Source organism: Dictyobacter formicarum, assembly GCF_016587435.1.
The window spans coordinates 416,774-429,245 of the sequence record NZ_BNJJ01000004.1 but is presented as its reverse complement, the minus strand read 5'-3'; the positions used below and the strand labels follow the sequence as shown (position 1 = coordinate 429,245).

Below are 12,472 nucleotides of genomic sequence, written 5' to 3'. Positions count from 1 at the left end.
TCTAACTATTTCTTCTAGCACAGTGGAAAACCTACTAGCCCTCCCAAAGCGCTATCTCATCTTTATTGCATTGTAACATAAGCATGTACGGATCTCAAAAACCCATACGCGCACGCCTCCCCAAACATATCACCGGGGCCGTGACATGGTACGGAGGGCTGGATCGTTATGATGGGCGGGCATGCCGGGGGCATGATCAAACGGTTTCGTGTTTTGGGAACCGCCGTATCCATGCGCGCTTTTTTTACGAACCTCTCCCATAAAACCTGGAATACAAGATGAAGTTAAACGTATTGTTACAGATTGGCTGATCTGTTACACTCGGATACATCAATACACAGCAAAAAACATTTGTGTAAGCATAAGGGAGAGTATTGATTTTGTGTAACTCTGAGTCTGGGGAGCACATATGCAGCGCAGGGAGCCACAGACAAAGCCGAGGATAGTTTACGCGAGGCCATACAACTAAGTTCTACCTGTCACAACCTGCGTACTGCACTGCTGGCCATCCGTACGCTGGCTAACCTCTATGTTGAGCAGGGAAAGCTACCACAGGCCTGGCAGCTCTATCATGAGGGCCTGCGCATCTCCAATGAAAAATCGCTTGCCGCGTTGCCTCCGCTGGGCTTTATGTATGTGGGGCTCGGCGAGCTCTGCTATGAATGGAACGATCTGCACAAGGCTCGCGAGTATCTACAGAAAGGCATCGAACTTGGACAGCGTGGTGGCGATATCAAAATATGGTTACTGGGCTATGCCGGATTGATGCAAACGCTGCTGGCATTGGGGAAATCCTCACAGACCTGGTCGCTCTTTACCGAAGTCGAAGAGCTTATTGCTCTCTGAAGGGCTCTCAAACCAGGCCATTGCAGATAGGTTGATTATCGGGCAGAACACGGTTAAGACCCATCTGAAAAATATCTATGGCAAACTCGATGCGCACAGCCGAACGCAGGCCCTGGCCGCTGCGAGAAGTCTGCACTCGCTCTAATGCATTCACGCTTTTGGGTGATGTTTTTCCTGGCTGCCGATGATACTTTATTGCCACAACAACAATTCTAACACGTGGATAATAAAGAAGGAGATAAGATGGCTCTATCAGCAGAAGAAATCACGGCACACTATACCAGCACGCTACACGCCCTCGGCGAGATAGCCTGGAGCTACTACTATCAAGGTCAGCTTGATGATGCCATGAAGCTATTTGAGCAAGGATCACATCTGCTGGGATTTCCAGAAATAGCTGTTATCGATCGAGCGCGATTCCTGCTCAGGTACGCTGAGTTCGTGATCGCGAACTACTTCCTCACCAATCAGGATGAAGAGCTGATGCTCACCATCATTCACCAGGCACAAGAAACAGCCCGGCATAGCCAGGATCAACAAAGTCAGGCCACTGTACTCTATCTAACAGGGCAAATGCGCTACTATCAGAATATACAGAAAGGCATTCAGGACTACACGGAAGCCAGGACTACGCTTCAACAGGCTCATAAACTCTATGCGACGTTGGGAGCCACAGAAGGCATTGCTCAAATTCTCTTTTACATTGGTCTAACACATGAGCGTGAAGATGATGAAGAACGCGCTGAAGCATATTATCAGCAAGCATTGGAGATCGCGCGCAGACATAGCTACAAATGGATTATCTCTGAAGCAACCCGTCATCTATCTGGTCTGGCAATGCAGAAAGACACTGATTTAGCCCTGCGCTATGCGTTAGAATCTTTGCGCTTGCGTTCAGAGATAGGCTTTAAGCGTGCGCTTCCTGCGGCCCATTTCCTGGTCAGTGATGTCTATACGCGGCGCAATGAACTAAACAAGGCTCTCGAACATTGTCAGCAGGGACGACAGCTGGCGGAGGAGATGGGCCTGCGCAGCGCCATCCTGATGAGCCTGCTTACGCTAGGTCAGATCCAGCAACAACAGGCGGCATTTGAGGAGGCGCAGTCCACCTTCGAAGCCGCCGCTCAGCTAGCGCAAGAATTACATATCGCATTTGCCATCTCAGCAGCCAGGGAAAGTCTAGCCCGGCTCGCCAGTCAAAGGGCACAACGTAAGATGGATGCAGATAAACATAATTAGTATTGACAAGCAAACCGCGGGGCAATTTTTTTAATTGCAAAAATTTCGTGATAAAAACAGTCGATTCTGGCACAGGCCATTCGTCATCCTCATGAAACCAACGAACTGCGTTGGCTTTATCTCAAAGAGCATTCGATTCATGCATATGCAAAGGAGTTTTAGCATGCGTTACTTACTATTGATCTACGGTAATGAGGCAGAGGCGGCAAAGATGAGTCCAGAGGAGATGCAGGCAGAGATGACGGCATACACCGATTTTACAGAGATGATCCAGAAGAACGGCGCCCATCTTTCGAGCGAGGCCCTGCATCCTGTCAATTCCGCCACCACGGTACGGGTGCGTGATGGCAAGGTGCTGACCACCGATGGCCCTTTCGCCGAGACCAAAGAGCAGTTGGGCGGCTTTTATCTGATCAAGGGCGAAAACCTGGATGAGGCCATCGCCATCGCCGCCAAAATTCCCGGCGCCACCACCGGCTCGATCGAGATTCGTCCGGTTGTTGAGTGGGATTAGTAGTCATTCCAACAGGCGACGTAAAAATGGGCCACTGCGCTGGATTTCTAGCACAGCGGTCCATTTTCAGGTACACTATCAGCGATAGATAGAGGAGAGCATATTTTGACTGGGAGCGCCTTGCTGGTGAATGATGCAATGAGCAGGATTAATATTGATCGACGGCTGGATCAGCTCTTCCGCGAGGAGGGTGGGCGGGTGCGGGCGGCCTTGATCAGTAGGCTACGGGATTTTGAGCTGGCGGAAGATGTGCTACAGGAAGCTTTTCTGAGCGCCATCGAGCATTGGCCCAGCGAGGGATTGCCAAACAATCCCGCTGGCTGGCTGCTCGTAACGGCTCAACGCAAAGCGATTGATCGGCTGAGACGCGCCCAGGTGCTCATGCAGAAGCAGGCGGAGATGCAGCTGCTGGTAACGCTCAATGAAAACGCGGTTTCACTCTCCGAAGAAGAGGTTTTCCCGGACGACCGTCTGAAGCTGATCTTTACCTGCTGCCATCCTGCCCTGAACCAGGACGCGCAGGTGGCCCTGACCCTGCAGACATTAGGGGGCCTCTCAACCACCGAAATAGCCCATGCATTCCTCGTCAGCGAGACCACGATGGCCCAACGTCTGGTGCGCGCCAAGCGTAAGATACGAAATGCCGGTATCCCCTATTCGGTTCCCGCTGCGCACCAACTTTCAGAGCGTCTCAGCGGTGTCCTACTGGTGCTCTACCTGATCTTCAATGCAGGCTATATCTCAAGCCAGGGAGAAAGCCTGCTGCGCAACGAACTGTGTGCCGAAGCCATCCGACTCTGCCGGGCGCTGGCCCTCCTCCTACAACAGGTTGTTCCACCCGCCGAGCAAGCCGAAGCCCTCGGGCTACTGGCGTTGATGCTGATCCACGACGCGCGGAAAGAAGCCCGGATCGGTCCCGAAGGCGAGTTGATCATCCTTGAGGAGCAAGACCGTAGCCTATGGGATCAGCAGCAAACACAGGAAGGGATGGCGATCCTGGACCAGGCTATGCTGGCCCACAAACCGGGACCCTACCAGCTCCAGGCGGCAATCAGTGCGCTGCACTCGCAAGCCGCCAGCGCCGAAGAAACCGACTGGCTCCAGATCTCTCTGCTCTATGGCGCCCTGATCAAACATCAGAGCTCGCCCGTGATCTGGCTCAACTGGGTGGTGGCTGTAGCCATGGCCAGCACGCCCGCGCGCGGCCTCGAACTGCTCGCCGAGATGGAAAATGTCAACATGCAGAACTACTACCTCTTCCACGCCGCCCGCGCCGACCTGCTGCGCCGCAACCAGCAATACCAGGCAGCCAGAGAATCCTATCAGCGAGCCCTGGCCCTGACCCAGAATACCGTCGAGCAGGCCTTCCTCAAACGTCGCCTGGCCGAGCTATCAACCAAACAAATTCACAGCACACATCAATGAACCATCACAAAGGTTGATTACAGTCTAGCCCAACATGGTGAGTGTGTTGGGTGTGTTGGGTGCACAACACGCTATTCTGAAAAGATGCTATTCCATAAATCTCTACTTACAACCACCTGGGAAACCACTCCATAGGAGGATGTTATCTCCTCACGCGCTTGCTATGCTTAACGCAGATGTCTGGATAAAGACCCATGATAACCAGAAAGGCAAGGAGAGCATTATGCGCCACCATCCCTATCGAAACTACCGTATCATAAGCGTGCTGTTCTGGTCCTTCCCGTACTTACCCTGGCAAGCTTTCGGTCACTGGAGTGGATTTATCGTCGGCGTGATCATGGCCATCATTCTCACAACGATGCTCAACAACCTCTTTCACACAGGCAACTGGAATAAAATCTTCACCTGTCGAGCAACAATCTTTACAGATAGAGAGACCATATCAACGCGGCTACCGGACAGAGGAGCCTTCCTATCCTATGGAGCTACAGATACACCAGAAAGAAACAAACCAGCAACAATACGAGGAAATGCAGGTACCGTATCCGGAAATGCCCCCGCCATCGTAGGTGCGGCCTTCAACGGCCGATTGCCGCCCGCCGCAGCGTGGCGGCCCGGTATCCCCGCCGCTCGGTACCTCGTCGAAAAACCCGTTGCCGTACGCGGTGCCCAAAAGCGAGCCTCCCGCCCCGGAGGGTCGCGCCTTTTGTGGAACGTACGCGTGTGAAAACGGGTTTCAGCGAACATCACGTGTAAAAGGGACATGCCTGTGCAGGAACGGGGCCGCCACGCTGCGGCGGGCGGCAATCGGAGGCAAGCTCCGAACCTATGGGATTTTCCGCTTTCTCTTATTATTTTCACCTTACATATATTATTCCTATATATATTATCATATGAATTATTTGTTTCAATGATGGTTAATCGACGATTTGGAACCCTTTAAAGATATGTCGGACCGGGTATTGAAAAATGCTAATGCTCTTTAAATAACAGAATTTCTAAATATGCTTGACTCATATTAGATAATGTTTTATAAGTTAAAAAGTGTATTAAGGAGAAAGAAGGCATGGATAGTCTAAGTGAACAGCAACAGCAGGCATCGGAAAAGCCGATTATCAACATCACGGGCGAGAAGGTGGCGCTGGGGCCCATCCGGCGCGACCAGGTACCGCTCTTTTATCGCTGGGCCAATGATTTCAATGTCTTACGTACGCTGCATATTCCACGCCCCAGTACATTCGAAGAGAATCTGGCCTTTTTTGAGCGAGATGTGGAGGATGAGAAGCGCCGGACGGTGGTCCACTTCACCGTCTATGATCGGGCCAGCCTGACCCCGATTGGACGCGTCGATCTGGAGGAAATCAACCATCGCGATCGCCGGGCCGAATTTGGGATTGAGATTGGCGAGCCTGACTATCGCGGACGTGGCTACGGCACTGAAGCAACGCGCTTGATGCTGGATTATGCCTTTACCGGGCTGGGCCTGCACAATATTGGGTTGTACACCTGGGAGTATAATCTGGCCGCCCAGGCTGTCTATAAGAAGGCTGGCTTCCGCGAAGTGGGACGACGACGCCAGGCCAAGTTTATGGGCGGAAAGCTCTGGGATATTATTTATATGGACTGCCTCTCGACCGAATTTGTCAGCCCAGTCCTGAGCAAGATCATGGTGCCCGACGAAGTACGTTCATAAAATACTATCTATTCATCAATGAGCCAGGATGCCTGCGCGGATCGTCTGGCTATCCGATCGATCTGCGCTGCGATACACCTCCACGCGACTGTTCCTGTACAATCTGGCTCAAGAGGGTAATGCCCTGCCGAATGCGTGCGAGAGGGTTGGAGCTAAAGCTCAGGCGCATGGCTGGTGGCATGTCGGGCAAAACATAAAAGGCGCTGCCGGGCGCAATACCTACGCCTCGCTGGATAGCAGACAAGTAGAGTTGGCGTTCGTCGATGTGCTCGGGCAGGTTAACCCAGACGCAGAGGCCGCCTGCCGGCACTGACCAGTCGCATTCTGGTAGATAGTCCGCCAGCGCTTCCAGCATAGCCTCGCGCCTTTCGCGATACAGCGGACGCACCTGCTGGATATGAGCCTGCAGTTGGTGCCGCTTGAGATAGTTGGCCAGAGCGTACTGCAAGATGGGCGAGCAGAGCAGGTCGCTGCTACGCTTGGCGCCAGCCAGTAACTGTATCTGCTCCGGCGCGGCCACGACCGCGCACAGACGTAGAGCGGGCATCAATACCTTCGAGAAGCTAAAGAGGTAGATGACCCGCCCCTCGCTGTCACTGGCCTTCAACGGCAATGGGGCCGGCCGATCATAGGAGAGCAAGCCATAAATATCATCCTCTACGATCAGCAGGTTATATTCTTTGGCTATACGAAGTACGGCGTGGCGGCGCTCCTGGGCCAGCGAGCGGCCGGTGGGGTTATTGAAGGTTGGGATCAGGTAGAGCAGGCGCGGCCGATAGCGCTGGCAGGCTTCTTCCAGGGCGGCCAATTGAATCCCATCCTGGTCGGTTGGGATGCTGATAATGCGCTGCCGGCGCTGAGCTGCCAGTTCCAGCAGGCCAACGTAGGTAGACTCTTCAACCAGGATAACGTCGTCAGGAGTTACGCAGGCCCGCAGCACAAGGTCGATACCTTGTTGCGCTCCTGCCGTCATCAGCACATTGTCAGGCCTCGTCGCGATGCCGCGATCCAGTAGCAGGCGGACTATTTGTTCACGTAAGGCCAATTCTCCCTGTGTGGGTCCATAGCCAAGGGCGCAGGGCATCTCGAGAACCGCGCGCATCGCACGCTGAAATTCCGCCGTTGGATAGGTCTCAAGGGCGGGCGTCACCTGCGCAAACGAGATAATCTCGCTCTGCTCGCCTAAGCGCATCATATCGGCCAGCACGCCCTGGCTCAGCCATTCAGGTGGCGGCTGGACACGAGTGACGCGTGCTCCCTTATGTAGTCCTGTCGGAATAGGGAGGTCCGTACAGACAAACGTTCCGCGCCCCACCACCGACTCGATCAGGCCTTGCGCCTGCAGTTCAGCATACGCCGTGTGCACGGTCAGTCGCGTCAGGCCATAGTCGCTGGCTAGCTGTCGCACGGTTGGCAGTCGCGACCCCACCGGCAGAGAACCGCTACGAATATATTCACGAATCTGCTCAACCAGCTGCTGATACAGAGGAAGGGTATCTGCCCGCTGCAAAGAAAATTTCATGCACTGACCCATTCTGATATGTTTTCCATTTTGCACTCCATGTTCTCACTATACTAACCGGCCTGTTCGTTGTCTAGAGGCAATAGCAGCTATCCAAAACAGCCAATACTAAATGTTGTCAAACTCCACATATATTGTCTCTGTCCATGTACACACATTGTCACTATACAGATCTCTGTGCCGGGTATACATTCTCTACAGGAGTTCCTGATGTTCAGGAATCTGCAATGCTCAACAAGGAGGATATGACCTATGTGGGAACAGCGCTATGCTCTGCGCACAAAGCAGATGAAAAGCTCGGCCATTCGTGATTTGCTTACTATAACAGAGCAACCAAATGTTATTTCGTTTGCCGGTGGCCTGCCAGCCCCTGAGGTCTTTCCTGTTGCCGAGGTAGGCTCGATTGTGCAAAAGATTCTGCAGAACAATGGCGCGCAGGCCCTGCAATATGGTGCCACCGAGGGCTATTTTCCGCTGCGCAGCTTGATTGCGCAGCGTTATTCAAGCGCAGAACTCAAGTTGACGGCGGATAATGTATTGATCACAACCGGTTCGCAACAGGCCCTGGATCTATTGGGCAAGCTCTTTATTGATCCTGGCAAGCAGGTCGTGATCGAGGAGCCCACCTACCTGGGTGCGCTCCAGGCCTGGAACGCCTATGGTGCGCAATACCTGACGGTCCCAATTGATGAGCAAGGCATGCTGGTTGAGGAGCTTGAGTCCCGATTGCAGGACCAACCTGGCTGGATCTATGCGCTTCCAAATTTCCAGAATCCATCAGGCACTACTTTATCGCTGGCCCGTCGTCAGCGGCTCATTGAGCTGGCTATGCACTATCAGGTGCCGGTAATTGAGGATGATCCTTATGGAGAGCTGCGTTTCAGTGGTGAGCCCTTACCACCTTTACTCCATCTGGCAGCGACCACCAACACAACAGCGAGCGAGCTGCCAATCATCTATCTGGGCACCTTCTCAAAAGTCCTGGCCCCTGGACTGCGTGTGGGCTGGATGATTGGTCCTCAACAGGTGATCAGCAAATTGGCCCAGGCGAAGCAGGGAGTAGACCTCAATACAGCAACCCTGAACCAGATGATCGCGTACGAGATGATGCAGAGCGGCTTCTTACAGGAGCATATCAAAGGCATTTGTGCGCAGTATCGCATACGGCGCGATAGCATGCTGGAGGCCCTGACACGATACTTCCCTCAGACAGCACAGTGGAGTAAACCCGATGGCGGCCTATTTATCTGGGCCACCTTGCCACAAGGCATCGACAGTAAAGCGCTGCTGAGCCAGGCGATCAGGCAGAAGGTGGCCTTTGTGCCAGGCTCCGCCTTCTACGCCAACGGCGGCGGTGAGAATACCATGCGCTTAAACTTCTCCAATGCCACGCCCAAACTCATCCAGGAAGGGATCGCGCGCCTGGGACAACTACTACAGACCCTGCCAGAGATGGCTACCATCCTATCACCAGTTAGCTAGCCAGAAACAAGCAGCGAGCCAGCAGAAATTCTGCTGGCTCGCCCGTCTGAGGCGCTAAACAGGTTCAGGAGACAAGGGCCGCGACGGTTTCTGGCTCCTCCAGTCGGAAAACGCCGCGCTCCTCTTGATACGAGAAAAGTTCAGCATAGCGTCCCCAGTTAATGGCGGTCTCTAGCTGCGACCAGGATTCATCATCGCTAAAGTGTTCGTGCAACTCGCTCAGGAAACGCTCTTCAGGCAAGGTGTGACCTGGCTCGCGCGCCAGGGCGCGCACAATATGCCTGAGCATAGTAACGTTCTTGATCGCCTGCTGGCGGAAAAGATCTTTCTCCTCCAGTACGCCTGCCTCCGCGAAGCGCTTGCCGGTCTCGGTCAGAATGAGATCGCCCTCCTGGGCTTCGGCAAATCCCAGCATATGGGCGGCATCGACCATCGGCAGCAAATCGTCTACTTCTAACTGCAGGTCGCGACCCAATTGATAGAGATCTTCACGATCGCCTTTGGAATGTACCAGTTCCAATAAACCAGTCACATCACTGATCGCCACGTGCGGCAATACCTGATAGGGCTGTGGTTTAGGTGGGATCAGCTTACCGCTCGTCACTTCTTTCTTCTCCTGTGGCATCAAAGTCGAGATATCCGCTTGTGGGCTGGTCATAATGCGATAAATCAGGTCCACCATCTTTGTGTAATTGGCGTTGTTGGCATCCCTCTGCTCCATGGGCAGACCAGACAATTCGACGCGAATAATGCCTGGATTGGCGCCCAGCACAACGATGCGATCGGCCATCAACACGGCATCATCGATATTGTGCGTCACCATTAAAATGGCGCGCGTCGGAATTTTATGTTCATGCCACAGACTCAATAACTCTTTGCGCAGATTGGCGGCCGTCAGCACGTCCAGGGCGCTAAACGGCTCGTCCATGAAGAGCAGTTCAGGCTCGACGACCAGCGCGCGGGCGAAACCGACGCGCTGGCGCATGCCGCCTGACAACTCTTTGGGATAGGCATCTTCAAAGCCATCCAGACCAATCGTATCGATGGCGGCCAGCGAGCGGCGCATACGCTGCGTGGGCGGCACTTCCTGCGCCTCCAAACCCAGCTCTACATTTTGTAGCACGGTCAGCCAGGGAAAGAGGGCAAAGGTCTGAAAGACGATGGACAGATGTGGATTGGGTCTGTGCTGTGGCACCCCTTTGAACAAGACCTGCCCTTCAGTGGGTCGCAGCAGGCCAGCTAGAATACGCAGCAGGGTAGATTTGCCCGAACCCGAGGGACCCAGCAGAGCAACGAACTCGCCAGCGTTGATCTTTAAATCGATATCTTCCAGGACCACAGGAGGATTGACACCACGAGGACGTTTACCGTCCATGTCGTAGATTTTTTTGACGTTACACGTCTCCAGCAGTGTTTCGCCGGCATGAATGTTGAAATTGGCCATGGTTCTATCCTCCTTTTTAACCCAATATATAGCGACGCTCGGCCAGGCCATAGAGGCGCTTCCAGAGCAAACGATTGATCAATATCACGACGGTAGCCATTAACAAGGTGCCTGCCAGGAGCAGCGAGAAATTGCCATCCGCACCCGATGCTGCAATAATAGAGCCCAATCCAAAAGTGCTCGCCGTCTTCCCATTAAAGGTAACATATTCAGAGACCACGCTAGCATTCCAGGCGCCTCCGCTGGCCGTTAGCATGCCCGTCACCAGGTAGGGAAAGATCGCCGGCAAGATCAGGGTGCGCCAGCGGCGCCAACGCGTGACATGGTAAATGGTGGTCGCCTCTTTCAGGTCGCTCGGGATGGACATGGCACCAGCAATAATATTAAAGAGCATGTACCATTGTGTGCCCAGCAACATCAACAGGATGGCAGCCAGCGAAAGTCCGCCGGGCAGTCCTACCAGGGCCACCAGCAAAATCGGAAACAGAGCGGTCGCCGGGATCGAGGCCACCACCTGCACCACTGGCTGCAAGCGCCTGGACCATTTGGGCGAGAGTCCGATGGCCACTCCAACCGGGATCGTCCAGGCCAGGCCGATCAGCAAAGCGATCAGGGTACGCAGGAAGGTCGCTCCTGCCGCCAGCACAAGCTGTCCCCACATGACGAGCGAGACGTTGCGCAGTAAGAGGACCATGTGCCACAAACCAACCAGCACGCCGATCAGCAGAGCCACCATAAACGCAATTTTGAGCAGGCCGCCCACGGTAAATCTGCGCTGCTCCATTTTATTGACGCTGACAAAGCTGCTCGCACCAGGCAACGGCTGCAAGCGATTCAGGATACCCGCAATCACAGATCCAATTGGCCGAAAGAGTCGCTGGTTGAGCGCACCCACCAGGGCCGAACGGCGCAGAACATTGAGCACCGGAGACGTGGGCGCATCACCTTCGCTATTCATTTCGAGTTTAAAGCGGTCCGCCCAGGCCACTAGCGGACGCCAGAAGAAAAAGTCCAGCAGGATAATTAAAGCAATCAGGGTAACGAGTCCCGACACTAAAGCGGTCGCATTCCCCTTATTGGCAGCCGTCTGCAGGTAAGAACCCAGACCCGGCAATTGAAATGAGCGCGAGCCCAGCACCAGCTGCTCGGAGGCCATCAAGAAGAACCAGCCACCCGCCCAGCTCATCATGCTATTCCAGATCAAACCAATCATTGAGGCGGGCACCTCTAATTTGAAGAACCGTTGCCAGGGACGCAAACGGGCAACCGCCGAAAATTCTTTAAGATCCTTTGGCAAAGTACGAGCCGAATGATAATAGCTAAAAGTCATATTCCAGGCCTGACTGGTGAAAATGAGTACCACACTGGCCAGCTCCAGCCCGATATTTGAATGTGGGAAAAGTCCAACCAGAGCCAGCACCACGCCTGGCAAAAAGGATAAAATGGGAATGCTTTGCAATATATCCAGTAAAGGTACCATAACAGTATTGGCCCGCTTATTGGTGGCTGCAATGTGTCCATAAATGAATGTAAAGATAAGCGATAAGATATATGCCAGCAACATACGCAGAAAAGAATAACCTGCATACACTGGTAAAGTGGCCGGTGATAAATCAATTTGTATTGTTGGGCTTAGTGGGGCGGTCCAACGCGAAGCGGCAACGATAATCAGAGAAACGGCCGCGATCAGGACCAGCGCGATACCCAGATCGATGAAACCCAGTTGTTTGCGAGGCTCCTCGCGCGGTGGACGGTTCTGCCTGGGTGCGCTCGAACCACCCTGGAGCTGCTCACGCTCCTGTACGTTCTCGGGGATGTAAACCTGAGCCATCTCAGTACCTCCATCTATACGTCCGTGTTTTGATCAGACAGCACAGAGGAGCATACTCCAAGAACCCAGGTCAAAGTAGCTGGCACACATATATGCCATTAAGGTCTTGCAGGATCATCACTCGCGCTGCCCGGTGTAACGATATTGAAAGATAAACAACTGTGCATCGTTGTTCAGGGTCGGCATTCATGCCAGAAAACCTTCTCTTTCCGTCTTTGGCAGATGAAACTTTGTGATGTACGGAGATACCCTGCGACCAATGTGCTACTTCTCTACTTAAAAGCGGGCACAAAAAAACCACCATCAAAGGTGGCATAACGCATATTCACGGAAAACAAGCATAAAACATTACATGCGCAATGCATACTCCTCCCGTGACAGGTCAGCCACAGAGCAGAGGGAATCGCTAACCCCTCTCCTATACATATCACTATTATTTGTGTCAGAAAGGACACACCTTCTTGAACATTTCTGGA

At 53.4% G+C, this 12,472-nt stretch carries 11 protein-coding genes; 8 read left to right on the top strand and 3 right to left on the bottom strand.

Annotation, left to right across the window (positions count from 1 at the left end; translation table 11 throughout):
• Positions 1 to 390 precede the first annotated feature (390 nt).
• The 7 genes from JMI88_RS09415 to JMI88_RS09385 all read left to right on the top strand — a co-directional run bounded on the left by JMI88_RS09415 (position 391) and on the right by JMI88_RS09385 (position 5,717).
• A complete protein-coding gene (locus JMI88_RS09415) occupies positions 391 to 846 on the top strand; it encodes a tetratricopeptide repeat protein (RefSeq protein ID WP_201361639.1) in 456 nt (151 codons plus the stop codon).
• Positions 836 to 991, top strand: coding sequence for a helix-turn-helix transcriptional regulator (locus JMI88_RS09410; RefSeq protein ID WP_201361548.1), 156 nt, complete (start codon positions 836 to 838; stop codon positions 989 to 991). Before JMI88_RS09415 ends, JMI88_RS09410 begins: the two co-directional genes overlap by 11 nt.
• Before the next feature lie 98 nt (positions 992 to 1,089).
• Positions 1,090 to 2,085: a tetratricopeptide repeat protein gene (locus JMI88_RS09405; RefSeq protein WP_201361547.1), complete on the top strand. Its 996-nt coding sequence runs from the start codon at positions 1,090 to 1,092 to the stop codon at positions 2,083 to 2,085.
• A 163-nt stretch (positions 2,086 to 2,248) separates the two neighbouring features.
• Positions 2,249 to 2,599: a YciI family protein gene (locus JMI88_RS09400; protein ID WP_201361546.1), complete on the top strand. Its 351-nt coding sequence runs from the start codon at positions 2,249 to 2,251 to the stop codon at positions 2,597 to 2,599.
• Between the two features lie 105 nt (positions 2,600 to 2,704).
• Positions 2,705 to 4,024, top strand: coding sequence for an RNA polymerase sigma factor (locus JMI88_RS09395; protein WP_236022879.1), 1,320 nt, complete (start codon positions 2,705 to 2,707; stop codon positions 4,022 to 4,024).
• A gap of 223 nt (positions 4,025 to 4,247) precedes the next feature.
• Complete coding sequence (locus JMI88_RS09390; protein ID WP_201361545.1) at positions 4,248 to 4,751, top strand: hypothetical protein; 504 nt, start codon at positions 4,248 to 4,250, stop codon at positions 4,749 to 4,751.
• Positions 4,752 to 5,090: 339 nt separating this feature from the next.
• Positions 5,091 to 5,717 (top strand): GNAT family N-acetyltransferase, encoded by a 627-nt coding sequence (locus JMI88_RS09385; RefSeq protein WP_201361544.1) that lies wholly within the window; start codon positions 5,091 to 5,093, stop codon positions 5,715 to 5,717.
• A gap of 49 nt (positions 5,718 to 5,766) precedes the next feature.
• On the opposite strand, the gene pdxR is transcribed toward JMI88_RS09385, so the two are convergent.
• Entirely contained in the window at positions 5,767 to 7,239 is a 1,473-nt protein-coding gene (pdxR, locus tag JMI88_RS09380; protein ID WP_201361543.1) for a MocR-like pyridoxine biosynthesis transcription factor PdxR, read from the bottom strand.
• A 252-nt stretch (positions 7,240 to 7,491) separates the two neighbouring features.
• On the opposite strand from pdxR, the gene JMI88_RS09375 reads away from it, so the two are divergent.
• Complete coding sequence (locus JMI88_RS09375; protein ID WP_201361542.1) at positions 7,492 to 8,721, top strand: aminotransferase-like domain-containing protein; 1,230 nt, start codon at positions 7,492 to 7,494, stop codon at positions 8,719 to 8,721.
• Between the two features lie 64 nt (positions 8,722 to 8,785).
• Here the strand turns inward: JMI88_RS09375 and JMI88_RS09370 are convergent, their stop codons facing one another.
• Positions 8,786 to 10,165, bottom strand: a complete 1,380-nt coding sequence (locus tag JMI88_RS09370) for an ABC transporter ATP-binding protein (RefSeq protein ID WP_201361541.1) — start codon at positions 10,163 to 10,165, stop codon at positions 8,786 to 8,788.
• 16 nt (positions 10,166 to 10,181) lie between these two features.
• Entirely contained in the window at positions 10,182 to 11,996 is a 1,815-nt protein-coding gene (locus tag JMI88_RS09365) for an ABC transporter permease (protein ID WP_201361540.1), read from the bottom strand.
• Positions 11,997 to 12,472: the final 476 nt, after the last annotated feature.

What these genes read in the sequence shown, in the direction of transcription:
- JMI88_RS09390 (WP_201361545.1), top strand. Translation starts at nt 4,248, where the DNA reads ATGCGCCACCATCCCTATCGAAACTACCGTATCATAAGCGTGCTGTTC.
- JMI88_RS09385 (WP_201361544.1), top strand. Translation starts at nt 5,091, where the DNA reads ATGGATAGTCTAAGTGAACAGCAACAGCAGGCATCGGAAAAGCCGATT.
- JMI88_RS09375 (WP_201361542.1), top strand. Translation starts at nt 7,492, where the DNA reads ATGTGGGAACAGCGCTATGCTCTGCGCACAAAGCAGATGAAAAGCTCG.
- JMI88_RS09365 (WP_201361540.1), bottom strand. Translation starts at nt 11,996, where the DNA reads ATGGCTCAGGTTTACATCCCCGAGAACGTACAGGAGCGTGAGCAGCTC.
- pdxR (WP_201361543.1), bottom strand. Translation starts at nt 7,239, where the DNA reads ATGAAATTTTCTTTGCAGCGGGCAGATACCCTTCCTCTGTATCAGCAG.
- JMI88_RS09400 (WP_201361546.1), top strand. Translation starts at nt 2,249, where the DNA reads ATGCGTTACTTACTATTGATCTACGGTAATGAGGCAGAGGCGGCAAAG.
- JMI88_RS09405 (WP_201361547.1), top strand. Translation starts at nt 1,090, where the DNA reads ATGGCTCTATCAGCAGAAGAAATCACGGCACACTATACCAGCACGCTA.
- JMI88_RS09370 (WP_201361541.1), bottom strand. Translation starts at nt 10,165, where the DNA reads ATGGCCAATTTCAACATTCATGCCGGCGAAACACTGCTGGAGACGTGT.